The sequence below is a fragment of the Comamonas badia DSM 17552 genome (assembly GCF_000484635.1).
Lineage (GTDB): Bacteria > Pseudomonadota > Gammaproteobacteria > Burkholderiales > Burkholderiaceae_C > Comamonas_C > Comamonas_C badia.
Map to the genome: position 1 here is coordinate 764,758 of NZ_AXVM01000001.1, position 25,857 is coordinate 790,614.

General features: G+C 66.4%; 19 protein-coding genes and 1 tRNA gene. 11 read left to right on the forward strand and 9 right to left on the reverse strand.

All coding sequences use genetic code 11. The annotated features are described in order from the left end of the window. Nucleotides 1–193 precede the first annotated feature (193 nt). From K320_RS18325 to K320_RS0103670, 6 genes are all read right to left on the reverse strand, one after another. Nucleotides 194–3,019, reverse strand: coding sequence for a beta strand repeat-containing protein (locus K320_RS18325; RefSeq protein ID WP_156913801.1), 2,826 nt, complete (start codon nt 3,017–3,019; stop codon nt 194–196). Between the two features lie 129 nt (nt 3,020–3,148). After that, a complete protein-coding gene (locus K320_RS0103650) occupies nt 3,149–3,835 on the reverse strand; it encodes a response regulator transcription factor (RefSeq protein WP_169730028.1) in 687 nt (228 codons plus the stop codon). A gap of 11 nt (nt 3,836–3,846) precedes the next feature. Next, nucleotides 3,847–5,757 (reverse strand): sensor histidine kinase, encoded by a 1,911-nt coding sequence (locus tag K320_RS0103655; protein ID WP_024537523.1) that lies wholly within the window; start codon nt 5,755–5,757, stop codon nt 3,847–3,849. Between the two features lie 9 nt (nt 5,758–5,766). Then, nucleotides 5,767–8,529: a DNA polymerase I gene (gene polA / locus K320_RS0103660; RefSeq protein ID WP_024537524.1), complete on the reverse strand. Its 2,763-nt coding sequence runs from the start codon at nt 8,527–8,529 to the stop codon at nt 5,767–5,769. A gap of 56 nt (nt 8,530–8,585) precedes the next feature. Next, nucleotides 8,586–9,416 (reverse strand): amino acid kinase family protein, encoded by an 831-nt coding sequence (locus tag K320_RS0103665; RefSeq protein ID WP_024537525.1) that lies wholly within the window; start codon nt 9,414–9,416, stop codon nt 8,586–8,588. A gap of 10 nt (nt 9,417–9,426) precedes the next feature. Then, nucleotides 9,427–10,239, reverse strand: a complete 813-nt coding sequence (locus tag K320_RS0103670; RefSeq protein ID WP_024537526.1) for an amino acid kinase family protein — start codon at nt 10,237–10,239, stop codon at nt 9,427–9,429. Between the two features lie 138 nt (nt 10,240–10,377). On the opposite strand from K320_RS0103670, the gene K320_RS0103675 reads away from it, so the two are divergent. From K320_RS0103675 to K320_RS0103700, 6 genes are all read left to right on the forward strand, one after another. Then, nucleotides 10,378–11,586, forward strand: coding sequence for a serine hydrolase domain-containing protein (locus K320_RS0103675; protein ID WP_024537527.1), 1,209 nt, complete (start codon nt 10,378–10,380; stop codon nt 11,584–11,586). A gap of 32 nt (nt 11,587–11,618) precedes the next feature. Continuing rightward, nucleotides 11,619–11,933, forward strand: coding sequence for a hypothetical protein (locus K320_RS0103680; protein WP_024537528.1), 315 nt, complete (start codon nt 11,619–11,621; stop codon nt 11,931–11,933). Between the two features lie 40 nt (nt 11,934–11,973). Further along, nucleotides 11,974–12,924, forward strand: coding sequence for a homoserine kinase (locus K320_RS0103685; RefSeq protein WP_024537529.1), 951 nt, complete (start codon nt 11,974–11,976; stop codon nt 12,922–12,924). Nucleotides 12,925–12,982: 58 nt separating this feature from the next. Further along, nucleotides 12,983–13,777 (forward strand): BPSS1780 family membrane protein, encoded by a 795-nt coding sequence (locus tag K320_RS0103690; RefSeq protein WP_024537530.1) that lies wholly within the window; start codon nt 12,983–12,985, stop codon nt 13,775–13,777. Between the two features lie 78 nt (nt 13,778–13,855). Further along, nucleotides 13,856–14,419 (forward strand): NADPH-dependent FMN reductase, encoded by a 564-nt coding sequence (locus K320_RS0103695; RefSeq protein ID WP_024537531.1) that lies wholly within the window; start codon nt 13,856–13,858, stop codon nt 14,417–14,419. A 191-nt stretch (nt 14,420–14,610) separates the two neighbouring features. After that, entirely contained in the window at nt 14,611–16,659 is a 2,049-nt protein-coding gene (locus tag K320_RS0103700; RefSeq protein ID WP_024537532.1) for a PhoX family protein, read from the forward strand. Between the two features lie 26 nt (nt 16,660–16,685). On the opposite strand, the gene K320_RS0103705 is transcribed toward K320_RS0103700, so the two are convergent. Both K320_RS0103705 and K320_RS0103710 read right to left on the reverse strand, forming a co-directional pair. After that, nucleotides 16,686–18,062, reverse strand: a complete 1,377-nt coding sequence (locus K320_RS0103705; protein WP_024537533.1) for a chloride channel protein — start codon at nt 18,060–18,062, stop codon at nt 16,686–16,688. Between the two features lie 198 nt (nt 18,063–18,260). Continuing rightward, nucleotides 18,261–20,639: a UvrD-helicase domain-containing protein gene (locus K320_RS0103710; protein ID WP_024537534.1), complete on the reverse strand. Its 2,379-nt coding sequence runs from the start codon at nt 20,637–20,639 to the stop codon at nt 18,261–18,263. 137 nt (nt 20,640–20,776) lie between these two features. Between K320_RS0103710 and K320_RS0103715 the strand changes: the two genes are divergently transcribed. From K320_RS0103715 to K320_RS0103730, 4 genes are all read left to right on the forward strand, one after another. Further along, entirely contained in the window at nt 20,777–21,751 is a 975-nt protein-coding gene (locus K320_RS0103715) for a YVTN family beta-propeller repeat protein (protein ID WP_024537535.1), read from the forward strand. Between the two features lie 9 nt (nt 21,752–21,760). Beyond that, nucleotides 21,761–22,579, forward strand: a complete 819-nt coding sequence (locus tag K320_RS0103720) for a polysaccharide deacetylase family protein (RefSeq protein WP_029695778.1) — start codon at nt 21,761–21,763, stop codon at nt 22,577–22,579. After that, nucleotides 22,576–23,553 (forward strand): sterol desaturase family protein, encoded by a 978-nt coding sequence (locus tag K320_RS0103725; RefSeq protein ID WP_024537537.1) that lies wholly within the window; start codon nt 22,576–22,578, stop codon nt 23,551–23,553. Before K320_RS0103720 ends, K320_RS0103725 begins: the two co-directional genes overlap by 4 nt. Before the next feature lie 197 nt (nt 23,554–23,750). Then, the gene (locus K320_RS0103730) at nt 23,751–24,728 is read left to right on the forward strand and encodes a GMP reductase (protein ID WP_024537538.1); all 978 of its coding nucleotides are present in this window, start codon (nt 23,751–23,753) and stop codon (nt 24,726–24,728) included. A gap of 4 nt (nt 24,729–24,732) precedes the next feature. Here the strand turns inward: K320_RS0103730 and K320_RS0103735 are convergent, their stop codons facing one another. Further along, nucleotides 24,733–25,608 (reverse strand): alpha/beta hydrolase, encoded by an 876-nt coding sequence (locus tag K320_RS0103735; protein ID WP_024537539.1) that lies wholly within the window; start codon nt 25,606–25,608, stop codon nt 24,733–24,735. An 86-nt stretch (nt 25,609–25,694) separates the two neighbouring features. Between K320_RS0103735 and K320_RS0103740 the strand changes: the two genes are divergently transcribed. Beyond that, nucleotides 25,695–25,770, forward strand: a tRNA-Lys gene (locus K320_RS0103740). The last annotated feature ends 87 nt before the right edge of the window (nt 25,771–25,857 follow it).

Sequence of the window (25,857 nt, forward strand, 5' to 3'; positions counted from 1 at the left end):
CGCCACTACACCAGGCCGGGCACCCTTATTTTCCTGAACCAGCCATGCGCGCGAACCCAGCCAACGGATGTTGCCCCACCATGGCCATAGGCGTCGGCAAGCTGGATGAAGCAAGATTTGTCGACGAGTCCAGTGGCGTCTAAGCACCGATCCAGTTCCTGGTTGAATTGAAGTGCGTCCATGTGCCCCCCAACTATTGGGTGGTCTGTACAGGGCGCCTGCTCAGTATGCCGAGCAGGCCCAACAGAACCGACAGCAGCACCAGCGTCCATTCGCTCAGCGTGGGAATGGCTGCCGCACTGCCTGCAGCCAGCGGCACCACGGGCAGCAGCGGGTCGGAGATGGTGCCGGGGGTGGGATCGGCATCGCCCAGGGCGTTGTCGGTGATGTTGTAGGTCACCGTCGTGCGGCTCGCATCCAGCGTCAGGTTCAGTGATGTGGCGGCATTCTGCGGGTCAAACCAGCCGCCCGCGCCGTTGGGCTTGCGAAAGGCCACGTTCACGGGCAACGGTTCGGGGTAGTGCAGGGTGATCGTCAGCGGATCGCTGTTGCAATGCGAGGCCGTGAAACTGAACTGCCCATAGGGTGCCCGCATCTGCGGCGGCACTTGGGTGGCGGGGCCAAATCCGCCAGTTGCCAGCAGTGTGCAGTTGGGGCCGCCGCCCGCCAGCGTGGCTGTGGCGGTGCCCACCATGCCGGGCACCGCGTCTGGTGCCGATGTCATTTGCAGCAGGCGCGGCACTACGGCGTTGGAGCCGGCGGAATCCGCGCCCCAGCCCGCCGTGTTCTCGGCTTTCACCGTGAACGTGTAGCTCACGCCATTGGTCAGCCCTGTGACGGTGACGGGCGAGCCGGTGCCGCTGACCGGCCCCACGTCCGGCGGGTTGACTGCCACCTCGTAGCCAGTGATGGGCGCGCCGCCGGTGTCGCTTGGGGCTGTGAAGCTCACCGTGGCTTCCCCGTCGCCCGCCGTGGCTGTAACGGCGGCGGGTGCGCCGGGTAGCGCTGCGTTCACGGTGAAGGTTTGGCTGACCTGTGGTGCAGGCAAGTAACTGCTGTTGCCCGCCTGGTCGGCGTTGATGGTGCAGTTGCCTGCGGTGACAAAGCTCAGCGCGCCGCCGCTGGTGATGGTGCAGACGCCAGTGGTGGCTGAGGTAAAGGTCACTGCGCCGCCTGGCGCCGTGGCAGTCAGTGTGGGCGAGGTGCCGAAGTTCTGCGCGCCGGGGGTGGCGAAGCTGATGGTTTGCTGGGCCTTGGGCGTCACGCTGTTCGACGCCGCCGAAGCCGCCCCCGTGCCCGCGCTGTTGGTGGCCGTGACCGTAAAGGTGTAGCTCGTACCGTTGGCCAGCCCGCTGACGGCGATGGGTGATGATGTGCCGGTTCCGGTAAAGCCGCCGGGGTTGGATGTCACTGTGTAGCTCGTGATGGACGCACCGCCGGTAAAACCCGGTGCGGTGAAGCTCACTGTGGCCTGCCCGTTACCGGCCGTGGCCGTGGCGGCGGTAGGTGCGCCGGGCGCTACCGGGTTCACCATCACGCTGACCGTGGCGGCTGCGGACATGCCGCCCGCGTTGCTGGCCGTGTAGGTAAAGCTATCAAGGCCCGCATAGCCCGCTGCGGGCGCGTAGGTGATGCCGGTACCGCTGGCCGTGGCCGTGCCGTGGCTTGCCTGCGTGGCCACCGCTACGGAGGCGGGTGTGCCGGCCGTGATGTTGAGCGTCACCGCAGTGGTCCCACCGCCGTAGGTCGCCGTATGGGTGACGTTATTCGCCACGGGCACGGTGATGATGTTGATCTGCACCGTGTTGCCCACAACGACACCGCCCAAGGTTGCCGACACTTCCACCGTGCCCTGTGCCACCGGGGTAAGCGTGGCGGTGTAGGTGCCGTCGCCATGATTGGTGAAGGCGCTCAGCGTCGCGGCGCCATTGTTCACGGTGAACACCACCGGCAAGGTGGTACCCGTGGGCACATCCACGCCCGCAGCGGTCTTCAGTTGCAAGGTGATGGCTGTGGCTGCGCCGCCGGTAGCCAAATTGGTGCTGCCGGCACCCAAGGTGCTTTGCGCCAGCGATGCCAGTGGGTAGTTGACCACCACCCGACCCGTGCCCCCGTTGCCGCCGCCTTGTCCGCTGCCCGAGGCGACGAACCCGCCGCCGCCACCGCCGCCGCCCGTGCCATTGATGCCGTTGATTCGTCCGCTGCTCGTTCCGGTCCAGGCATTGTTGCCAAACTCACCATCGCCACCAGAGCGCGCACCACCAGGGCACCCCGACCCCTTCGCCCCTGGATTGGTATTGCCAGAGTAAACACCGTGACCACTGCCGCCAGCGCCGCCAATGCAATAGTTGCTGCCCGCAAATGCCTGCCATGCCGCGGCACCCGCAGCCTCGCCGGTGGCTCCTAACCCAGTGTTCCCACTCGCCGTATTAGCGGCGTAACCGGTTGCTCCGATGACTCCTGCAATATTTGAAGCACCGCCGCTGCCCCCGCCGCCTGCACCACCAAACACCGAATACGCGCTACCGCCAGGATGCGACCCGCCACCGCCGCCGCCAGAGGCCACCAACGAACCCAGCGTACTGGTTCCGCCACCGGTTGCGGCTGTCAACGTGTTGGTTGCGTCTGAATAAATGCCCTTGGTCCCCCCGGCGCCGACCGCAATGGAAACCGTCCCGGAGGAGGTCACACTGCCCAGTACGACCCCGCCGCCGCCGCCGCCCGCGCCCGCACCGCCGCCATCGTCGCCTTTGCGGCCGCCGCCCCCACCGCCGCCGCCGCCCACCACCAGTGCGCTGACCGAGGTTCCGCTGGCAATGGTCAGATTGCCGCTGCACGCCGTCGTGTAATTGCTGAGGCGCTGAACCGTGCCACTTTGCACGGTGTCAGTGGTCGTGCCTGTGCACTGCGCCGCAGCCTGCCCGCCAAGCAGCAGCGTCGACAGCAGCAGCGCGCCATGGCGCAGCAGGTGTTTCCAAGGTTTATTCGAATGCGCGGTGGGGTATCGGGGTGCAGGCATGTCTGGTCAACGGCAACACAATTGGTTGCAGGCATGCTAGCCAGCGCTCTGGCAGAAACCCTACCAAAACCTACCAAAACCTGCGCTGCCTGCCTCGGCGAACAAACAGGCACTTCAAAGTGGCTTTTTTCAGACGATATCTACCCCGGTGCACAGCCGATAGCCTTCCTGGCGCAAGGCTTCTATGCCGGGGGAAGGCGCACCCAGCGTGAGCAATTTCTTGCGCAGCCGCACCAGCCTGACCTCCAGGCTGGATTTGGCATAGATTTCAAGATCGAGTCCCAGGATTTCGGCAATCTGCCAGTAGGCCAGTGATCTGCCCGGTGCCAGCGCCAGGGCCGCCAGCAGGGTGGCTTCACTGACCGTCAGATGAATGGGTTCGCGCCCCGGCTGGCGCAGCATGCCACTGGCCCGATGCAAGACAAGATGCGCCGACGGCGTGCCGCTTGCGGCGAAGGTGCGCTCCATGCGCACGCGCCGCTGGCCCATGGCTGCCACGGCGGCGCACAGCTCGGCAGGCTCCACGGGTTTGGTCAGGTACAGATCTGCACCGCGCGCGTAACCGGCGAGCTTGTCTTGCAGTTCGCTGCGCGCGGTGACCATGACGATGCCCGCCAGCGGATACACCGCGCGCAGGCGCGTGGCCAGGCTCAGCCCGTCTTCACCGGGCAGGTTCAGGTCCAGGAGAAAAACATCCACAGGCAGGCCCAGCGTGCGTTCATCGAGCTCTTCCGCGGAGCCCAGCCCCACCACCTCATGCCCCTCGTCACGCAAGGTATCCACCAGCAGCTGGCGCAGCGTCGGATGATCTTCCACCAACACAATGTTCAGCGCAGGCGTTGGGGTATCCATAGTTCAAGGCAAATGTGGGTAGGGCTGGGTAGGTAGCGCAACTCGCCCCCCAGACTTTGGGCCAGTTTCTGGGCCAGATGCAAGCCCAGGCCGGTACCGGGAAATGGGGTGGCACCGGGCGCACGCCAGTAGCGGTCGAAGAGGCGCTGCGGGTCGGGCCAGCCGCTTGTGCCAGGTAGATTGGAGACCGTGAGCCGCAAACCCTCTGCCCCCGCTTGCGGCACGCTTTGCATTTGGACGGCAACGGGGGTCTGCGCCGGGCTGTACGCCGCAGCGTTGTGCAGCAGATTGGTCAGGACGATGACCAGCAGCTGCCTGTCGGTATGCACCACGGCGGGCACGCTGCAACCGAGCTGCATGCGCCCGGCCAAGCCTTCAATGGCGCCCGCCAGCTCGCCCAGCAGTGCGCGCATATCCACATCCTGCCTCTGCAGCTGCAGCGCGGTGGCGTCCAACCGGTCGGTCTGCAGGCAGCGCTCAAGAATCGCCTTCATGTCGCGCACGGCCTGCGCGGCGTCGCCCAGCTTGGCCTCACGATCGCGCCGGGCACCAAGCGCCAGCGAGACCACGGACAGGGGTGTCTTGAGCTCGTGCATGAGCATGTGCAGAAAGTGCGATTGCTCCTGGCTGTGCTGCTGCTCCTGCTGCAGGCGTTCGGTGGCACGCTGCAGCTCCCAGCGCATCTGTTCGTTGAGCCGCGCCCAGCGCTGGCTGCGCACGAAAAGCAGCACCGTCATGGCGCCGGCGGTAAAGAGGTTGTGCCAGATGATGAGCTGCAAAGTCCAGGGCGCAGGCGGCAGCAGGCGCAAGACCGTGGCAAGGCCAATGAAGAGCGCCCCCATGGCCAAGGCATAAAAAGCCACGAGCACGCGCTTGGCCACCAGTTGCTGCACATCCTGCGGCGGCTTGCAGGAGGCAGCCACGAAAAACACGACGACGGTGCCCAGCATGAGCAAGGCCACCCCGGCCTGCAATGCCTGGCGCTCCCACCCCAAGGCAAAGGGCAGCAGCAGCGCCGCCCCAAGCCAGGGCAACGCGCACAACGCCCGAAACCACAGCCGCGCCGGCCGGTAAGTGCGCAGCAGCTCGATATCGAAAATGGCCGACAGCGGCAGCACCAGCAGCACGCTGATGGAAAACATCCTGTCCAGCACCGAGGGTGCCAGCCAACCGGAGAACCACAGCGCCGGGAAGCCGTAATAACCGGCGATATAAAAGCTGACCACGCCATGGCGCAGCAGCCAGGCGGCCAGCACCCTGTCGCGCTGCAACCACCAACTGGCAAGCAGCACCACGAACATGACGACCATCAGGGTGAGGTAGATCGCTGGCTCCACCGTACGCTGCATGAAGAGCGACGGAGCCTGCTGCGCACTGGCCACCTGCAGGCTGACGATGTGCGCGCTCGTGCTCTGCACGCGCAGCCACACATCGCGATCCGCATTGGCGGCGGGCAGCTCGAACGAAAACCCCGGTCCCGGCCAGGCGTTGGCATCGACCGGGTAGCGGTCACCCACGGTTTGGGGTGCGCGGCCCACTGCCGGGTCAAACAGCGTGAGCTCATTGAGCCATGGGGGCGATACCAGCAGCGCAACGGGCTGCGCGCTGGCCGCAATGCGCAAGCGCAGCCAGTCCACGGAGCCAGAATAGCCCCGACTGAAAATGCCCTGGTAGGGCTGAAACTGCTGGCTGCGCACCTGCTCGAAAGTGGTCTGCCCACCCGGGTCGCGCCACCAGGATTGGGCCAAAAGGCCGCCGGGCTGCGCGGAAGGCGCACTGCCCTTCGTCTGCGCCTGGCCCGACAGCGCCAACAGCATGCAGACCACGCACCAGCCCAGCCACAAGAGCAGGACACGGGCAGAACGGCGCAGTTGCCGCTCAGGCATGGGGCAACATCAATGCGCCTCTTCCCAGTTGGCACCCACCCCCACCTCCGCAACCAAAGGCACCGCCAGTTCCGCCACGCCCGCCATCAGGCGCGGCACCTCGGTGCGCACCCAGTCGGCATCCGCCTCGGGCAGGTCAAAGACCAGTTCGTCGTGCACCTGCAGGATCATGAGGATCTCGGGCTTTTCGGCATCCAGCCGCGCCTGCACCGCCACCATCGCCTTCTTGATGAGATCGGCCGCCGTGCCCTGCATGGGTGCGTTGATCGCGGCGCGCTCGGCGGCCTTCTTGCGCGGGCCGCTGCCGCCGTTGATGTCGGGCAGGTACAGACGTCGGCCGAACACCGTCTCGACATAGCCCTGGCGGTGGGCGAGATCCACTGTCTCATCCATGTAACGCTTGACGCCGGGGTAACGCTCAAAGTAACGATCGATGTAGTTCTTGGCGGCCGTGTTGTCGAGGCCCAGGTTCTTCGCGAGGCCGTAGCTGCTCATGCCATAGATCAGGCCGAAGTTGATGACCTTGGCGTAGCGCCGCTGCTCGCTGCTGACCGCATCGACCGCGACGCCAAACACCTCGGCCGCGGTGGCGCGGTGCACGTCCACGCCATCGTGAAAGGCCTTGAGCAGCGCCGCGTCACCGCTGATGTGCGCCATGATGCGCAGCTCGATCTGGCTGTAGTCGCAACTGGCGATCACGCGGCCCGGCGGCGCGATGAAGGCTTCGCGGATGCGCCTGCCCTCGGCCGTGCGCACGGGGATGTTCTGCAGATTGGGGTCGTTGCTGGCGAGCCGCCCTGTGACGGCCACCGCCTGCGCGTAGTGGGTATGCACGCGGCCCGTCGCCGGGTTGATCAGCGTGGGCAGCTTGTCGGTGTAGGTGCTCTTGAGCTTGGAGAGACTGCGGTGCTCCAGTAGCTTGGCGGGCAGCGGGTAGTCTTCCGCAAGCTTTTCCAGCACCTCTTCATCGGTCGAGCGCGCGCCGGTGGCGGTTTTCTTCACGACGGGCATGCCGAGCTTGTCGAAGAAAATTTCGCCCAATTGCTTGGGTGACCCCAGATTGAAGGGCTGCCCCGCCAATTCATAGGCTTCTTTTTCAAGCGCCATGATGCGCATGCCAAGCTCATGGCTTTGCTGGGCAAGCTTCTTTGCATCGACCAGCACGCCGTTGCGCTCGATGCGAAACAGCGTCTCGCTGCTGGCGATTTCCAGCGCGTAGATCGCGCGCAGCCTGGCATCCTGCTCCAGCCGGGGCCAGAGCACGCGGTGCACGTCCAGCGTCTGATCCGAGTCTTCGCAGGAATAGGCCGCGGCCTGTTCCACTGGCACCTGGGCAAACGGAATCTGCTTGGCGCCCTTGCCGCACAGGTCTTCGTAGCTGATGCCGGTGCGCCCAGTGTGGCGCTCGGCCAGGCTGGTGAGGTTGTGCGGCTTGGTCACTTCCAGCACATAGCTCTGCAGCATGGTGTCGTGCGCATAGCCGCGCACGGTGATGCCGTGGTTGGCCAGCACATGCTGGTCGTACTTGATGTGCTGGCCGAGTTTGGCGTGCGCCGCGCTTTCCAGCCAGGGCTTGAGGCGCTGCAGCACTTCATCGCGCGGCAACTGCTGGGGCACGTCCACGCCTTCGTGGGCCAGCGGCACGTAGGCGGCGCTGCCCGGCTCCACGCTGAAGCTGATGCCGACGATGCGCGCCTGCTGCTCATCCAGCGACGTGGTTTCGGTATCGAAGGCGACCAGCGGCGCGGCCATGAGCCTGACCAGCCAGGCGTCGAGCTCGGGCCAGGAGAGCACCACGTCGTAATCCACATCACGCTGCTGCGCCTGCACCGCCGTTTCGCTCGCCTGCGCGTCGATGAACAAATCGCCACTGGTGGCGGGCGTCTCGCTGGCCTCCAATTGGCGCGCCAGGCCCTTGAAGCCATGTTTGGCATAAAAATGCCGCAAATCGCCCATCTGTTCTGCGCCTACAGCTATCGAATCCAAAGCAGGCAGGCTGGGCACCTCGGCCTGCAGATCGCAATCCACGCGCATGGTCACGAGGCGCTTGCCCATGGGCAGCCAGCCGAGCGCGGCGCGCAGGTTCTCGCCCGCCGCGCCCTTGACCTCGCCGGCGCAGGCAATCAAAGCGTCGAGCGAGCCGTATTCGAGCAGCCACTTGGCGGCGGTCTTGGGACCGACCTTGGTGACGCCGGGCACGTTGTCCACCGCGTCGCCCACCAGGGTTTGAAAATCCACCATCAACGCTGGCGGCACACCAAACTCTGCCGTCACGCCCGCCACGTCGCGGCGCTTGCCGTTCATGGTGTCGATGATGGTGATGCGCTCGTTCACCAGCTGGCTCAGGTCCTTGTCGCCGCTGGAGACGACCACCGTTATGCCCTGCGCCGCCGCGCGCGTGGCGAGGGTCGCTATCACGTCGTCGGCCTCCACGCCCGGCACGCTCAGCACCGGCCAGCCCAGCAGTTTCACCACCTCATGGATGGGTTCGATCTGCGCGCGCAGGTCGTCCGGCATGGGGGAGCGGTTGGCCTTGTACTCGGGGTAAAGCGCGTCGCGAAACGTCGGGCCGTGCGCGTCGAACACGCAGGCGGCGTACCGGGCGGCATGCTCTTTTTTCAGCGCATGCAGCATGTTGATCATGCCGCGGATGGCGCCCGTGGGCTGGCTCGTGGGGTCGCCCGGCACGGCACGAAGATCGGGCATGGCGTGGTAGGCGCGGTAGAGGTAGCTGGAGCCATCGACCAGCAGCAGTAGCGGTGTGTCACTCATGGGGCCATTGTGCCGGGTTGGAACCTCCTCAAACCCGGTACGGCCCGCCCGGCCACTCAATCCACGCAGGCACCCGTGCGGATCAAGGTGCCCACATGCTCGCCGCGCAGTGCCGCGGTGATGCGGCCGGGCACCAGGCCGTTGACCACCTGGACGCGGCCAATGTGGCGAGCGTTGGCCATCACGTCGATCAGTGCCCGATCGACGGGCAGCGAACCCGTATGCCGCGCCAGTTCGGCGTGGCTGGTTTCGCCGAGCCATTGCGCCTTGTCGCCGTCCGGGCCGTTCGGATCCGTGCTGCAGATGCCATCCACGTCCTCGACGATGGTCAGCCCCGCGGCGCCCAGCGCATCGGCCAGCAGGAAGGCGCCCGTGTCCGCACGGTGCATGGGCAGGCGCGAGTGCGGAAACTCATGGTGGTGGTAGGGCGCAAACGCGCTGCCCACGACCGCGCGCGCGGCGCTCAGGTGGATGGCCAGCTGGCTGGCAATGGTGGGGGGCTCGATGTAGGACACGCCATCGGGCGCCAGCAGCGCCGCCAGCATGTGGCCGTTCTGCCCGGCCTCGCTGGCCGCCAGCGGCGCCAGCGAGCCCACCGGCAGGCCCAGGTCCAGACCCACGCTGTAGAGGTGGCGCGCGCGGATGCCCGCGCCCGTCAGGATCAGCATGCGGTGCTCGGGCAAGAGCTTGCGCAGCTCGTCCACCACGGGCAGGATGGCCTCGGGGCCGCGGTCCATGATGGCGCGTCCGCCAATCTTGACCACCTGCAGCCAGGGCAGGATGCGGATGGGGGTTTTGTCCGCCACCGGACGGGTGAGTGTGCTGTCCTGCAGGGTCTGGCGTGCCAGGGCCGAGGCGACATGCTTGATGGTATTGGTCTGCGCCATGGCCGTCTCCTCAATCTGCGGTGATGATGGTGCCGACATGCTCACCCGCCAGGGCGCGCGTCAGGTTGCCGGGAACCAGGCCGTTGACCACCTGCACTTCGCGCACATGGCGCGCCGCCTTGATCAAATCGAGCACCAGGAATTCGAGGATCGAATCGTGCAGGCCCCTGGCCTTCATTTCATCGACCGAAATCTTGGGAATGAGCGTGGCGTTCTTCGAGGTCTTGGGGTTGGCGGTGAACAGGCCGTCCTCGTCCTTCACGTAGATCATGGCCTTGCAGCCAAACTGCTCGGCCACCAGGAAGCAGCCCGCATCGGTGCGATAGGGCGGAATCACGCCTTCGGCCGCCGGGCGCATCCACAGGCCGTAGGGCGGCATGCCGCTGAAGATCACGGCGTTGACCTCGGCCAGAAACAGCGGCACCGACGACATGCCCGCATGGCTGACCGCCGAAATGCCATGCTTGGCCAGCAACTGCCCCAGCATCGCGGCATTCTGGTCCGCCACCGAGGCCCCCAGCTGCGACAGCACGCCGGCGGGCAGGCCCAGCCCGGCGGCAATGGAATAGAGGTGGCGCGCACGGGTGCCCGCGCCGGTGCCGATCATCAAGGTGTGCTGGCGCCGCGCCGCCACGATTTCATCGACCAGGGGGTAGACCGCGGCACGGCCTCGGTCGATGACGCTCTGACCGCCGATCTTGAGCACGGTGGCGTTGGGCAGGATACGGTGGTCGGCCGCCGCCTCGGCGGCCTGCAGCACACGCGGATCATCGAGCGTGTGCTGCATCAGGAGCTGCTCCAGCTCCGCAGTGGTGTTGGGCATGGGATGTATCTCTCGAAAAAAGTGGTCTTGGGCGCGTCTGCCAGACTGTGCCAGCCTTGCACGCCAGTATTATTCACAATAGCACCATCGACCCGGCCCTGCTGGAGCACCTGCTATCGCAGCAGGAACAGCAACACCATGAAAACACTCAAACGCATCCTGCTGTCCCTCATCGCGCTCATCGTGGTCGCGGGCGCCATCGGCTGGTTCAGCCTGGACAAGGAAACCCGCGGCCTGATCGCCACCTTCCCCACCAACCGCGATCTGCTGTTCTGGAGCCAGAAGCAGCGCGACGCGGCCTTCCGCGCGATGGACCGCATCAGCCTGCTGGCCAAATGGCACACGGCGCAGCCCTCGGCCCAGCCCCGGCCGCTGCCCGAGGGCAAGCCGCTCAAGCTCGGCCTCGATCTGGACGCCTTCATGCAGGGCCAGCACAGCGCCGCGGTGATCGTGCTGCAGGACGGCGAGATCCGGCTGGAGCGCTACGGCCTGGGGTTTGACAAGGACGGGCGCTGGACCAGCTTTTCCGTCGCCAAATCCTTCACCTCCACGCTGGTGGGCGCGGCGCTGAAAGACGGTCTCATCAAGAGCATGGACGACAAGGTGAGCGACTACCTCACCGACATGAAGGGCTCGGCCTACGACGATGTGACGGTGAAGCAACTGCTCACCATGACCTCGGGTGTGAAGTGGAACGAGGACTACGGCGACCCCAGCTCGGATGTCGCGCGCTTCAACAACCATGTGCCCGAGCCCGGCGTGGATTCGCTGGTGAGCTATATGCGCAAGCTCCCGCGCGCCGCGCCCGCCGGCACGCACTGGAACTACAGCACCGGCGAGACCAACCTCGTCGGCCTGATGCTGATGGCCGCCATCAAGAAGCCGCTGACCGAATACCTGCAGGAAAAAATCTGGCAGCCCGCGGGCATGGCGCAGCAGGCCACCTGGCTGCTGTCGAAATCCGGCAAGGAAATCAGCGGCTGCTGCCTGCAGGCGGCCCCGCGCGACTTTGCCCGCATGGGCCAGTTCATTCTGGAGGGCGCGATGGTCCAGGGCCAGAGCATCGTGTCCGACGGCTGGCTGAAGGCCGCCACTTCCAAGCAGGCGGATATCGGCCAGCCGGGGCGCGGCTACGGCTACCAGTGGTGGACCTACGACGACGGCACCTTTGCCGCACGCGGCATCTTCGGCCAGGGCATCTTCATCGACCCAGCGCGCCAGCTCGTCATCGCGGTCAACGCCGACTGGGACAAGGCGGGCGCCGCCAACAACCCGGCGTCCGACGCGCGCGAAGCCTTCTACCAGGCGGTGCGCAAGGCGGTGGACGACGAGGCGGCCGCGCGCTGATGCCGCCCGCGCCGCCTACAATCGGCACCATCATGCGCGCACTCCTTCTTCTTGCCATCTCGGCGCTGGCCGCTACTGCCGTGCTGGCGCAAAATTCCAAAGAAAATGCCGGTCAGCCCTTGTCAGACAAGGGTGGGCAGCTATCACAATCGGAAGCAGCCGGCACCGATAGAGGCCAGCGCATCGAGCGCATCGTGATCGAAGACGCGGGCAGCCGCATCGATGAGCTGCGCGTGGGCGGCGAGACCAAATTCATCACCGTGCAGCCCAAGGTCGGCGACAAGCTGCCCGCCTACGAGGTACGCCCGAACGACGGCACCCGGGTCTGGAACCTGGGCCGTTTCTGATCCCTTTTCTCTTGCGCTTCGGCTGCGCCGCGCCCGCTCCATGGCCGTTTTCACCCCTGTTTCCGAATCCGACGTCGACAGCCTGCTGCAGCGCCTGCGCCTGGGCGAACTGACCGAGCTGCGCGGCATCGAGGGCGGCATAGAAAACACCAACTACTTCGTCACCAGCACTGCGGGGCGCTACGTCCTCACGCTGTTCGAGCGCCTGAACCACGCGCAGCTGCCGTTCTACCTGCACCTGATGAAGCACCTGGCGCACCAGGGCATCCCGGTGCCCGACCCGCAGGGCGATGCGGACGGCGACATCCTCTTCACCGTGGCCGGCAAGCCGGCGGCGCTGGCCACGCGTCTCTCGGGCAGCAGCCAGCTCGCGCCCACGCCAGCACACTGCAGCGCGCTGGGCGCGACGCTCGCGCGCATGCATCTGGCGGCGCGCGGCTACGAGCGCGAGCAGCCCAATCTGCGCGGCCTGGCGTGGTGGAACACCACCGTGCCCGAGGTGCTGCCGCACATCGGCGCCGAAGCCGCCGCCCTGCTGCAGGCCGAGCTGGCCTACCAGAACCACGTCGCGCAAAGCCCTGAGTACGCGGGGTTGCCGCGCGGACCGGTGCACGCCGATCTGTTTCGCGACAACGTGATGTTCGAGGGCGAGCGACTGACCGGCATCTTCGATTTTTACTTCGCCGGGGTCGATAGCTTGCTGTTCGATCTGGCGGTGGCGCTCAACGACTGGTGCATAGCCCTGCCCACGGGCAGGCACGATGCGACACGCTTTGACGCCCTGCTGGCCGCCTACCAGGGCGTGCGGCCGCTCACGGCGCAGGAACGCCGCCTGCTGCCCGCCATGCTGCGCGCGGGTGCGCTGCGTTTCTGGATTTCGCGCCTGTGGGATTTCTACCTGCCGCGTGACGCGCACATGCTCAAGCCCCACGATCCGACGCACTTCGAGCGCGTGCTGCGCGAGCGCGTGACGCACCCGGTGTGCCCCTGAAACCCCGGCGACCCCGCCCTCTGGGTTACAGTCGCTCGCGCTTGCATTACGTTCCCGCATGAAACTCAATATCGTCCCGCCTCGCACGGGCTTTCTCTGGGTACGACTGGGCGTGCGCGTGTTCCTGCGCCAGCCGCTGGCGCTCAGCGTCCTGTTCTTCCTGTGCATGGCCTGCATGACGCTGGCCACGCTGATCCCGCTGGTGGGCACCGTGCTGGCGCTGGCCATGCTGCCCACGGTGACGCTGGTGATGATGGCAGGGGCCGCGGAGGCCCATCTGGGCAAGCGCCCGCTGCCCACGCTGCTGCTGGTGGCGTTTCGCACTGGCCGCGAACGTGCGCGCGCCATGGCGGTGCTGGGGCTGCTCTACGCCGCCGGCTTTCTGCTGGTGATCGCGCTTTCGGCGTTGGTGGACGGCGGTGAGTTCGCGACCGTCTACCTCGGAGCCAAGGCGCCGACGCAGGAGATGGTCGAGTCAAGCGCGTTCCAGGGCGCGATGTGGCTGGCGATGCTGCTGTACATGCCGTTGTCGCTGCTGTTCTGGCACGCGCCCGGCCTGGTGCACTGGCACGCGGTGCCGCCGGTGAAGGCGCTGTTCTTCAGCATCGTCGCCTGCTGGCGCAACCTCGGCGCATTCATGCTGTTCGAACTGGGCTGGATGGGCGTCTTCATGGCCCTGGGCATCGTGGTCAGCCTGGTCGTCGCCATGCTCAGCATGGCTGGCCTGGGGCTGGGAGCTGCCACCAGCCTGATGCTCGTCTCAGCCATCGCGCTCGCCGCCATGTTCTTCAGCTCGGTGGTCTTCACCTTCCGCGACTGCTTCGATGCTCCGGCGGCCGCGCCCGCTGCCTGAGCAGCCTGCGCCCTTTTTCGCCGCGCGGGCTTTGCTCGCCGGCCCTGGTTTCTTTCAACTCCGCAAGGACGACCTGCCATGCCCCTGAAGCTTCACACCATCATCTGCAGCACCCGCCCCGGCCGCGTCGGCCCGTCGGTCGCGCGCTGGTTCAACGGCTTCGCGCGCCAGCATGGCGGCCTGGATGCCGAGCTGGTCGACCTGGCGGATTTCCAGCTGCCGCTGTACGACGAGCCGGTGCATCCGCGCATGCAGCAGTACCAGCACGAACACACGCGCCGCTGGGCCCAGAGCGTCGCCGCGGCCGACGCCTACGTGTTCGTCACGCCCGAATACAACTACATGCCGCCGCCCACGCTCACCAACGCGATGGATTTCGTCTACAAGGAATGGAACTACAAGCCCTGCGGCTTCGTCGGCTACGGCGGCGTCTCGGGCGGCCTGCGCTCGGTGCAGATCGCCAAGCTGCATGCCACCACGCTCAAGCTCATGCCGCTGCCCGAAGGCGTGGCGGTTCCCATGGTGGGCAGCCTGATCCAGGACGGTGTTTTTGCCTCCAACGAGCTGATCGATGCCTCGGCCAGGACCATGCTGGACGAACTCCTGCGCTGGGCCGGGGCGCTCAAGCCGCTGCACGCCTGAATGGGGCAGCGGCGCGCGACGGCGCGTACCGCTGACACGGCGGTGTCATCGAACGGTCAAACCAGCGTCACATCGGCTTCCTAGCATCTGGCGGCAGAAAACCGGCCTTGTCCGCTTTTCGCTTCATCCACGGCCGATGGCGCCATTGCGCGCCAGGCCGTGCTGAAAAACCACCTTTTTCAGGACAGCCAATGCCTCAACTTCCCCCGACCACCCGCCGCAAGACCCTGCAACTACTGGCCGGCATGCCGCTGCTGCCCCTGGGCGCCGGCGCCTCCACCGCCAGCCTGCTGGCCGCATGCGGCGGCGGCGGCGATGCACCGATCGCCACCTTCAAATCCGCCGAGTTCGTCGGTTTCCCCGCGCCGGGCCTGGCCTCCGCCGCCGAACTGGCCACCACGACCGTCAAATCGTCGCTGAAGATCACCTACAGCGACAACAGCACCCAGTCCTTCGCACTGGGCTACCAGACCTTCTTCAACACCGGCGACAGCGTGAACAAGACCGGCGGCGGCACGATCGTCGCCGGCGGCTACTTTGACGCCAATGGCAACCCCATCACCACCATCAAGGCCGCCGATGGCTCGCCGGCCGTGCTGGATGGCTACAACCAGGCCAGCGCGCCCGCCGAATGGACGAAGGCCGGCCAGATCTTCTCCGACTGCGTGGACGGCTCCTCGCTGTTCAGCGTCGCCGGCGCCCCGGCCAACACGGTCCATGCCGTGGTGCAGTTCGAGTACAACTCCAACGCCTACGGCATACTGCCCTCGCCCATCGCCGTGCTGGCGCTGAACCAGGACCCCGGCACCGGCAAGCTCACGCTCAAGAGCTACCACAACGTCAACACCTTCGCCAACGACGCCAAGGGCCTGTGGATTCCCTGCGGCGGCAGCCTGTCGCCCTGGGGCACCCACCTGTCCAGCGAGGAATACCACCCCGATGCCTTCGACCAGGGCGACAACCAGAAGCTGGCGATGCTGAAGGCCTTCAGCCAGAACGCCTTTGGCAACGACACGGCCAACCCCTACTGGTACGGCCATCTGCCCGAAGTCACGGTGAAGGCCGATGGCACGGCGGATTTCAGGAAGCACTACAACCTGGGCCGCTACTCGCGTGAGCTGGTGCAGGTGTTCCCCGACCAGCGCACCGTGCTGGGCGGCGACGACGCCAACAACAGCGGCCTGTTCCTGTTCGTGGCCGACAAGGCGGGCGACCTCTCCTCCGGCACGCTCTACGTGGCCAAGTACACCACCGCGCTCAATGAAACGGCCACAGGCAGGATCCAGTGGATCAAGCTGGGCAAGGCCAGCAGCAACGAAATCAAGGCGCTGATCAACGACAGTACCTTGACCACGGTCACCGCCAGCGGCGCCATCAAGGAAAACGGCATCTTCGCCTCGACCACGGCCAACCCGAACGACGCCGGCTTCACCGAAATCAAGCTCAGCAACAAGAGCGCCTGGGTCAAGCTCAAGCCCGGACAGGAAAAGGCCGCCGCCTTCCTGGAAACGCACCGCTACGCGGCACTCAAGGGCGGCAGCCTGGTCTTCAACAAGATGGAGGGGACCACGGTCAACGCCAGGGACAAGATCGCCTACACGGCGATTTCCGGGAGCACCGCCTCGCTGGTCGCGGGCAGCGCCCAGAACAAGGAACTGCCCCTCAACGCGCCCGCGGGTGCAGCGCCGGTGGCCAGCCTGGCGGGCTTCAAGTCCAGCACGGCCGGCTACGTGCTGCAGCACAAGCTGGGCGGCGGCCAGAAGGACGACACGGGCGCGGCCATCGACAGCGAATGGGTGCCGACCGAAACCAGTCTGCTGCTGGCCGGCGAGCAGCTTGCCGCAGCCGACGCCTTGGGCAACACGGACGCCCAGGACAAGATCTCGCAGGCCGACAACCTCAAGTTCTCCGAGAAGTCGCGCACGCTGTTCATCGGCGAGGACAGCGGCCAGCACGTCAACAACTACCTGTGGGCCTACAACGTGGACACCCGGTCGCTGGCGCGTGTGCTCTCGTGCCCGGCCGGCGCCGAATCGACCGGCCTGCACGGCGTGGACGACCTCAACGGCTGGACCTACATCCTGAGCAGCTTCCAGCACGCGGGCGAATACACCAAGGCCACGGCGCAGGCGGTGAAGGACGCCGCCGATGCCGCGATCGACAAGCACTACAAAAGCAAGGCCGCAGCCTCGGTGGGCTACCTCACGGCCCAGTCCGGACAGGCGCGCCTGCTGGGCTGACGGGCGTAGGCCGCCTGGGCACGGCGTCAGCGCCGCCCAGGCCGCTCTCTGTGCCAGAGCCGCAATTGGCGCAGCCGCTCGCGCCACCAGCGCAGCAAGCCGTAGGAAAGCTGCACCTTCTCGTTGCCCACGGGCTCATCGGGTGATGCCACGATCCAGGCCGATTTGGAATACGCCAGGTGCTGCGCCGGATAGACGCTGCGGTGCCCGATGACCAGATACGCCGCCGCGCAGGCACCCGCCACGTACCAGATCGAACCGGCGCCAAACAGCTCCACCCCCATGATGAGCGCCGCCACCGGCGTATTCGAAGCTGCAGCCACCACCGCCACCAGCCCCACCGCCGCCCCCTGCGCCGACGCCAGGCCCAGCAGCGGCGCGCAGGCCCCGCCCGCCACCGCGCCAATCACGAACTGCGGCGTGACGATGCCGCCGTAAAAACCCGAGCCGAGCGTGAGCGCCACCAGCAGCGCCTTCCACAGAAAGCCCAGCGCGGGCACGCTCTCGCCCGCCAGCGCCCTGTCCATCACCGGCAGCGACAGGCCGACGAAATCCACCGGCACCGCCAGCAGCAGCACGGCCATCAAGACGCCCCCGATCAACGGCGCCAGCGGCGGCCACAGCCCCGTGCGCCGGTGCAGCCAGGCAAAGGCGGCACGCACCGCACGGTGCAGTTCCACGAACACCAGCGCCGCCAGGCCGCAGAGCACGCCCACGAGCACGGTCTTCAGGAACAGCAGCAGCGTGAAGCGCGCCTCGAACGCGATCGAAAACTCGGGGTAAGGCACGCCCCACCAGCGGCTCACGACAAAAGCCGTCACGCCCGCGACGATGCCGGGAAAGAGAAAATCGTGGCGGATGCGGCCGATCGCCAGCATCTCCACCCCATAGATCGCCCCGGCAATCGGCGTGCCGAACACGCTGGCAAACCCCGCGCTCACGCCGCAGGCTACCAGGCGCTTGCGCAGCTCACTGTTCAAATGCAACACCTGCCCCACGCCCGCAGCCACGCTCGCGCCTATGTGCGAACAAGGCCCCTCCTTGCCCGCCGAGCCACCGCAGCCCAGCGTAATCAGCGCCGCCACCGGCTTGACCCAGAGCGTGGTGAACGGCATGCGCCCTTCCTGCTCGTTGACCGCGACGATGGGCTCGTCGTGCAGGCTGCCGCGGCGCTTTTCCCATGCGTAGTACAGCAGCAGGCCATTGGCGAGCCCCCCCAGCGGCAGCAGGACGGCCAGCACCCACCAGGGCGCGTCGTACAAATGGCCCTCGGTCTTGAACAAGGCCCCGAGAAAGATGCTGCAACCCGTACCCACCAGCGCGCCCGTGGCCATCGCGAGGATGAGCCACTGCACGACGGTGCCCAGCATCACCAGCGGTTCGAGGGGGGATATGCGGCGCATGAGTGGTTGTGCGAGCGAATGACGAGTTGACCGGAAGGTTCGCCATCATGCGTCAGGCTCCCTCCCCCGCCGGGGGAGGGCGGGGGTGGGGGCGGACGGCGATACATCAAGCACCGGGCCTGTGCAGGCGCCCGCAGCCCCCATCCCACCCTTCCCCCAGAGGGGGAAGGAGCCCGCAGCGCCGATGCCCATGATTTTTCATTCAATCACCGTGAGCTTCGCTATCGCCAGCGCCAGCCACTTGGTGCCGTGGCGACCAAACGCCACCTGGGCGCGCGCGTCGTCGCCGCTGCCTTCAATCGCCAGCACCTTGCCTTCGCCGAATTTGGAGTGAAAGACCTGCGCGCCCGACGTAATGCCGTGCGCGGGTGCTTCCTTGCGCGCGGGCAGCGGGCCACTTCCAAAATCCAGGTCAAATCGGCCTCTATCGCTTGTTTGGCGTGCGCTACCAGCTCCCATATTGGAAGTGCCCAACATGTTGCGCCTGGGTGTGAGGTGCTTGAGCGCCTGCTCGGGCAGCTCGTCGAAGAAGCGGCTGGCGACGTTGTAGCGCGTCTGCCCGTGCAGCATGCGCACCTGCGCGTGGCTCAGGTACAGGCGCGCTCGCGCGCGGGTGATGGCCACGTACATCAGGCGGCGCTCCTCCTCCAGGCCATCCTTGTCGCTCATCGCGTTTTCGTGCGGGAACAGGCCCTCTTCCAGGCCGCAGAGGAAGACCGCGTCGAACTCCAGCCCCTTGCTCGCGTGCACCGTCATGAGCTGCACCGCGTCCTGCCCGGCCTGCGCCTGGTTGTCGCCCGCCTCCAGCGCCGCGTGCGTGAGGAAGGCCACCAGCGGTGAAAGCGTCTCGCCCGTGGGCTCGTCGATCGCACCGCTTTCCATGGGTGCATCGGGATCGATCCCCTGGCTCACCGGGCTTTGGGTGAGCGTGGCTGCCGTCTCGTCCACCGGCAGCGCCACCGCGTCGCGGCCAAAGCCCTCCTGCATCACGAAGCTCTCGGCGGCGCTCACGAGCTCCTTGAGGTTGGCGAGGCGGTCTTCGCCCTCCTTGTCCTGGCGGTAGTGCTGCGCCAGGCCGCTTTCCTCTATCACCTGGGCAATGATGGCCGAGAGCGTCTGCCCCTCGCTCCTCTCGCGCAGCACGTCGATCAGCGCGACGAAGCTGCCGAGCTTGGCACCCGCGCTGCCCGCCACGCTGCTGACCGCATCCCAGAGCGAGCAGCCGCTGGTGCGGGCGCTGTCCTGCAGCGTCTCCAGCGTGCGCGCGCCTATGCCGCGCGGCGGAAAGTTCACCACGCGGGCAAAGCTCGTATCGTCATGCGGGTTCTCCAAAAGGCGCAGATACGCCAGCGCATGCTTGATTTCGGCGCGCTCGAAAAAGCGCAGCCCGCCATACACGCGGTAGGGCACTCCGGCGTTGAAAAGCTGGGTTTCGAGCACGCGGCTTTGCGCGTTGCTGCGGTAGAGCACCGCGATCTGCTGGCGCGGCATGCCGCCTTGCACCAGTTGCCGCACCTCATCGACCAGCCAGCGCGCCTCCATCAGGTCGCTCTCGGCCTCGTAGATGCGCACCGGCTCGCCGGGGCCCTGCCCGGTGCGCAATGTTTTGCCCAGGCGTCGGCTGTTGTGCGCAATCAGGGCGTTGGCGCTGTCCAGAATGTTGGAGTACGAGCGGTAGTTTTCTTCGAGCTTGATCTGCTGGCCCACGCCAAATTCACGCACGAAATCCTGCATGTTGCCCACGCGCGCGCCGCGAAAGGCGTAGATGCTCTGGTCGTCGTCGCCCACCGCCATCACGCTGCCGTGCGTCACCAGCTTGCCGTCCACCACATCGCCCGCCAGGGCTTTGAGCCAGAGGTATTGCAGGCGGTTGGTGTCCTGAAATTCATCAACCAGGATGTGCGCAAAGCGGTGCTGGTAGTGGGCGCGGATCGCCGGGTTGTCGCGCAGCAGCTCATAGGAGCGCAGCAGCAGCTCGGCAAAGTCCACCACGCCCTCGCGCGCGCATTGCTCTTCATAGAGCTGGTAAAGCTCCACGCGCTTCTTCGTCTCCTCGTTGGGCGCAGGCACCTTGGCGGCGCGCAGGCCCTCTTCCTTGCAGCCGTTGATGAACCAGGCCACCTGCTTGGGCGGATGGCGCTCGTCATCCACATTGAAAGCCTTCAAAAGACGCTTGACGGCCGATATCTGGTCCTGCGCATCCAGAATCTGAAACGCCTGCGGCAGACCCACCAGCTTGTGGTGCGCGCGCAGCATGCGGTTGCACAGGCCGTGAAACGTGCCTATCCACATGCCGCGCACGCTGATGGGCAGCATGGCCGCGAGGCGCGTGAGCATCTCCTTGGCCGCCTTGTTGGTGAAGGTCACGGCCAGAATGCCGCCCGGCGCGGCCTGCCCCGTCTGCAGCAGCCAGGCGATGCGCGTGGTGAGCACGCGGGTCTTGCCCGAACCGGCGCCCGCGAGGATCAGCGCATGCCCCGCGGGCAGGGTGACGGCGGCGAGCTGTTCGGGGTTGAGGTGCGCCAGCAGCGGCGGCGAAGCGGGAGCGGCGCCCGTGGCGCGGTGGTCGGCAAGCATGCGGCATTGTAAAAACCGCAACGGCACCACAGCCAAAGCCAAAACCGCCCGCGCGGCGCAGTAGACTCGCGCGCCGCGCCGAGGTTTTTGTGCACTCACACACTGCTTTTCCCCCTGTTTCGCCCTCGCGCCGCCAGGTGCTGGCGCTTGCCGCATCCAGCGGCCTGGCGGTCGCCCTGCCCACCGCTCAGGCGGCGCCGCGTCCGCCGGTACTGGTGCTGAACTCCCAGAGCGGCTCGGTCAGCGTGATCGACGCCACCCGCTGGGTGGAAGAGCGGCGCATCGCCACCGGCAAGGAGCCGCACCACCTGTACATGACGCCCGACGAGAAATCGGTCATCGTGGCCAATGCCGGTTCGGATTCACTCACCTTCATAGACCCGCGCACCGCCGAGGTGCAGCGCACCTTGCGCGGCATCATCGACCCCTACCACCTGCGCTTTTCGCCGGACATGCGCTGGTTCATCACCGCGGCCAACCGGCTCAACCACATCGACCTCTACCGCTGGGATGGCAGCAAGCCCGAACTGGCCAAGCGCATCCCCACCGGTCGTACGCCCAGCCACCTGTGGGTAGACGCCGGCAGCACCACCGTGTGGTCCAGCATGCAGGACAGCGACGAACTGGTGGCCATCGACCTGGCGACGCAAAAGCTGACGCACCGCGTCCAGACCGGCAGCCGGCCCGCCGACGTGTTCGGCACGCCCGACGGCAAGCACCTGCTGGTGGGCCTCACGGGCAGCACCGGCGTGCAGGTGTTCGACATCGCGCCCGGCCAGGCGCCCCAGGCCAGCGGCATGATCCCCACCGGCAAGGGCGCGCACGCCTTCCGGGCCTTGGGCGACGGCCGGCATGTGCTGGTGAGCAACCGCGTGGCCAACACCATCAGCCAGATCGACTACACCACGCTCAAGGTGGTGGCGGAGTTTCCGGCGCCTTCGGGGCCGGACTGCATGGATGTGTCGGCCGACGGCTCGCTCATCATGGTCGGCTCGCGCTGGGCCGGCAAGCTCACGCTGATCGACGTGGCCAAGCGCGCGGTGATCACGCAGGTCAAGGTGGGCAAGTCGCCCCACGGCGTCTGGACGCTGGACCACGCGACACGCATCTGAGCCACCGCCATGCTGCGCAGAAACGCTATTGGCTTGATAGCTGCAAGCGCTTTATGGGCAAGCTCTGAAGCCGAAAATGTGTCAAAACCCTGCACCAACGCCGTCTATCTGACGTTCGACACCGGCCACATGGGCATTGCCCATTTCGTCGCCGAAGTGCTCCGGCGCCAGCACATCCAGGTGAGCTTCTTCGCCGCCAACGAACGCACGCAGCAGGGCGATGGCAGCTTGGGCGATTTCTGGGCGCCGTGGTGGCGCGAACGTGCCGCCGAAGGCCATGCGTTCGGCTCGCACACCTGGCAGCACGCGGTCTGGCGGGGCGATCTGCCCGCCGAGCGCGGCGAGGCGCGCTTTCGCATCCAGCCCACGGCCGGGCCCGATGCGGGCAAGCGCCTGATCTGGACCGAGCAGCAATACTGCGCCGACATCCGCCATGCGGCCACGCGCCTGCACGAGATCACGGGCAAGCCCACGCTGCCTCTGTACCGCGCGCCGGGCGGCAAGACCTCGCCCGCGCTGCTGGCGGCGGCCAAGCGCTGCGGCTACCGGCATGTGGGCTGGTCCAGCGCCGGGTTTCTCGGCGATGAACTGCCCAGCGAACGCTACCCCAACCCAACCCTGCTGCAGCAGGCGCTGAAAAACATCCGCCCCGGCGACATCCTGCTGGCGCACCTGGGCATCTGGTCGCGCCACGACCCCTGGGCACCGGCCGTGCTGGAGCCCCTGATTGAAGGCCTGAAGGCGCGCGGCCTGTGCTTTCGCACCTTGCGCGAGCACCCCGACTATCTGCACTGGATCGCGCAGCACCAGGGCGCGGAACCCAAATGATCGACCCCTCCACCCTCTTTACCAACGCGCAGGAATGGCTGTTCGAGACCTTGATCGAGCCCGCCTCGTTCTCGCTGGGCCTGGGCAACCTGCTCGAAGACGGCTACACCGCCACCGGCTGGCTGATCGCCGGGCTGCTGCAGATCGCCACGCTGCTGCTCGTCATCGGCCCGGCGCAGCGGCTGTGGCCGGTGGAGCCCGTGAAAGACCGCGCCGCCATCCGCGTGGACATCCTCTACACGCTGCTGCACCGCCTGGGGTTTTTCAAGCTGGCGATGTTCTTCACGGTGGAGAGCTGGCTCACCGATGGCATAGGCGTGCTGCGCACGCAGGGCATGCCGACGCTGCACATCGACGAGCTCTGGCCCGGCGTGACCGACCAGGCGCTGGTGAGCTTCTGCATCTATCTGGTGATCTTCGACTTCATCGGCTACCTGGTGCACCGCACGCAGCACCAATGGGACTGGTGGTGGCAGCTGCACGCCGTGCACCACAGCCAGCGCCAGATGACGATGTGGAGCGACGAACGCAACCACCTGCTCGACAGCGCGCTCACCGACGCGATCTTCGTGCTCGTCGCCATCCTGATCGGCGTCGCGCCCTCGCAGTTCATCCTGCTGGTGGCCATCTCGCAGCTTGCGCAGAGCCTGCAGCACGCCAACCTGCGCTGGGGCTTCGGGCGCGTGGGCGAGCGCCTTGTCATCAGCCCGCGCTTTCACCGCCGCCACCACGCCATCGGCATAGGCCATGAAGCGGGCACGCGCGGGCGCCTGAAGGGCGTGAACTTCGGCGTGCTGTTCCCGTGGTGGGACAGTCTTCTGGGCTCGGCCGACTACGCCGGGCAATTCGAGGCTACCGGCATCCGCGATCAAGTGGAGGTGGGGCGCGACTACGGGCGCGGCTTCTGGACGCAGCAGTGGCTGGGGCTCCGGCGTCTGACCCGGCGCGAGAAGCCGAGCGCGATGACGAAATGACACCGGCTGACGCCGGGCATGACGCAATGACCTTGAGACACCCTTGAACGGGCAGACTCGGTACAATCAACCACCGGGCCCAAGTTTCTTGACGCCCGGTTTTTTTGCGCCCTGATGGCGCTGAAGCCGGAACCAAGCCAAGCGCCCGGCCGCCGCGAAACTGCGCGGCGGCCACCCCCTCAACGGAGCTTGGAACCATGGAAATCTTCGACTACGACAACATTCTGCTGCTGCCGCGCAAGTGCCGCGTGAACAGCCGCTCGGAGTGCGATGCCAGCACCGAACTGGGCGGGCGGCGCTTTCGCCTGCCCGTCGTCCCTGCCAACATGAAGACGGTGGTGGATGCGGGTATCTGCGTCTGGCTGGCGCAGCACGATCATTTCTACGTGATGCACCGCTTCGATCTGGACAACGTCCAGTTCGTGAAAGACATGCACGCCAAGGGCTGTTACGCCTCGATCTCCCTGGGCGTCAAGCAAGGGGACTACACCACGGTGGACCGCCTCAAGGCCGAGGGCCAGGCACCGGAGTACGTCACCATCGACATCGCCCACGGCCACGCCGACAGCGTGCGCGACATGATCGGGTATTTGAAGCAGCACCTGCCACAGACCTTCGTCATCGCCGGCAACGTTGGCACGCCCGAGGCGGTGATCGATCTGGAAAACTGGGGCGCGGACGCCACCAAGGTCGGCATAGGCCCCGGCAAGGTCTGCATCACCAAGCTCAAGACCGGCTTTGGCACCGGCGGCTGGCAGCTCTCGGCGCTCAAGTGGTGCGCGCGCGTGGCCACCAAACCCATCATCGCCGACGGCGGCATCAGGAGCCACGGCGACATCGCCAAGAGCATCCGCTTCGGCGCGACCATGGTGATGGTCGGCTCACTTTTTGCCGGTCATGAAGAGTCCCCGGGCCAGACGGTCGAGGTGGATGGCGAGCTCTACAAGGAGTATTACGGCTCGGCGAGCGACTTCAACAAGGGCGAGCACCGCCATGTGGAAGGCAAACGGATTCTGGAGCCGATCAAGGGCAAGCTCGCCGACACGCTGACCGAGATGGAGCAGGACATCCAGAGCTCGATCAGCTACTCGGGCGGCAAGAAGCTGCTGGATATCCGCAAGGTGAACTACGTGATCCTGGGTGGGGACAACGCGGGCGAGCACCTGCTCATGTAGGCATTCAGAAACGCAGCAGGTTCAGGGCGATGCGGTGCACGTCGCTCTTCGGGTCCGCCAGCGCGTTGAGGATGGTGAAATGGTTCAGGCCCGGCAGCACCTGCGCCCGCGGCACGTAGTGCGAACCCCAGGCCTGCTGGACCAGACGGCACTGCCGGTGGAACTCCTCGGATTCATCACCACCCGCCATGCAGTGCAAGTGCGCCTCGGGCGGTGCCGGCAGCAGCGCCGGGCTGCAGCGCATCACCTGCTGCTCCGTCAGGTGCAAATCCTGCTGCAGCGATGGCGTATGCATGATGGGCGCCAGATCGTGCAGACCCGAGATCGACAGTGCCTTGCGCACCAGCACATCGGGCAGCCGGCTCAGCAGCAGCGGCCAGGCGCTGGCCAGCAGCAGCGCAGCGAGATGCCCGCCCGCCGAATGCCCCGCCAGCGTGATGTTGCCAGGATCGCCACCGTATTTATTGATGTTGGACCACAGCCAGGCCAGCGCCTGCTCCAGCTGGCGCACGATGAAGGGAATCGTCACCGGCTGCTCCGGCGTGCCCGGGCACAGCGCGTAATTGACCACCACGACGCAGGCACCGGCCGCGACGAACCCTGGCGCCACGAAGGAATGGTCCGATTTGTCCAATGCACGCCAATAGCCGCCGTGCACAAAGACCAGCACCGGCGCGCGCTGCGGCTCGCCCGGAAAAATATCCAGCGTCTCACCATCACGCCTGCCGTAGGCCACATCCAGGTGGCAAGGCAGCGCTTCGCGCACCGCCGCCGAATCGCGCGTCCAGGCCTGCATGAGCTCCATGTGGTCAGGCACGGTCGCGCGCGTGTTGTACATGCGCTCAAGCCACGCCGGGTCGTCGTACCGCGGATCCTGCATTGCGTGCTCCCTCTCTCGCAGTCGGGCATGCGGGGCATGCGCCCAGAACTCGTGCATAATAGCGAGCTTCGCGTACATCCGTACTCGGGTTCTTAGCTCAGCTGGTAGAGCAGCGGACTCTTAATCCGTTGGTCGTAGGTTCGAATCCTACAGGACCCACCAGTTTCATCGTCAGGCCCGCCAGGCAGCAGCTTGGGCGGGCTTTTTTGATCCGCGCCTGCCGCAACCGGGACCAGCCGGCGCAAGGTC

Excerpts from the sequence above, each read along its gene's own strand:
- K320_RS18325 (WP_156913801.1), bottom strand. The coding sequence starts at position 3,019 with ATGCCTGCACCCCGATACCCCACCGCGCATTCGAATAAACCTTGGAAA.
- K320_RS0103655 (WP_024537523.1), bottom strand. The coding sequence starts at position 5,757 with ATGCCTGAGCGGCAACTGCGCCGTTCTGCCCGTGTCCTGCTCTTGTGG.
- polA (WP_024537524.1), bottom strand. The coding sequence starts at position 8,529 with ATGAGTGACACACCGCTACTGCTGCTGGTCGATGGCTCCAGCTACCTC.
- K320_RS0103665 (WP_024537525.1), bottom strand. The coding sequence starts at position 9,416 with ATGGCGCAGACCAATACCATCAAGCATGTCGCCTCGGCCCTGGCACGC.
- K320_RS0103670 (WP_024537526.1), bottom strand. The coding sequence starts at position 10,239 with ATGCCCAACACCACTGCGGAGCTGGAGCAGCTCCTGATGCAGCACACG.
- K320_RS0103675 (WP_024537527.1), top strand. The coding sequence starts at position 10,378 with ATGAAAACACTCAAACGCATCCTGCTGTCCCTCATCGCGCTCATCGTG.
- K320_RS0103680 (WP_024537528.1), top strand. The coding sequence starts at position 11,619 with ATGCGCGCACTCCTTCTTCTTGCCATCTCGGCGCTGGCCGCTACTGCC.
- K320_RS0103685 (WP_024537529.1), top strand. The coding sequence starts at position 11,974 with ATGGCCGTTTTCACCCCTGTTTCCGAATCCGACGTCGACAGCCTGCTG.
- K320_RS0103690 (WP_024537530.1), top strand. The coding sequence starts at position 12,983 with ATGAAACTCAATATCGTCCCGCCTCGCACGGGCTTTCTCTGGGTACGA.
- K320_RS0103695 (WP_024537531.1), top strand. The coding sequence starts at position 13,856 with ATGCCCCTGAAGCTTCACACCATCATCTGCAGCACCCGCCCCGGCCGC.
- K320_RS0103700 (WP_024537532.1), top strand. The coding sequence starts at position 14,611 with ATGCCTCAACTTCCCCCGACCACCCGCCGCAAGACCCTGCAACTACTG.
- K320_RS0103705 (WP_024537533.1), bottom strand. The coding sequence starts at position 18,062 with ATGCGCCGCATATCCCCCCTCGAACCGCTGGTGATGCTGGGCACCGTC.
- K320_RS0103710 (WP_024537534.1), bottom strand. The coding sequence starts at position 20,639 with ATGCTTGCCGACCACCGCGCCACGGGCGCCGCTCCCGCTTCGCCGCCG.
- K320_RS0103720 (WP_029695778.1), top strand. The coding sequence starts at position 21,761 with ATGCTGCGCAGAAACGCTATTGGCTTGATAGCTGCAAGCGCTTTATGG.
- K320_RS0103725 (WP_024537537.1), top strand. The coding sequence starts at position 22,576 with ATGATCGACCCCTCCACCCTCTTTACCAACGCGCAGGAATGGCTGTTC.
- K320_RS0103730 (WP_024537538.1), top strand. The coding sequence starts at position 23,751 with ATGGAAATCTTCGACTACGACAACATTCTGCTGCTGCCGCGCAAGTGC.
- K320_RS0103735 (WP_024537539.1), bottom strand. The coding sequence starts at position 25,608 with ATGCAGGATCCGCGGTACGACGACCCGGCGTGGCTTGAGCGCATGTAC.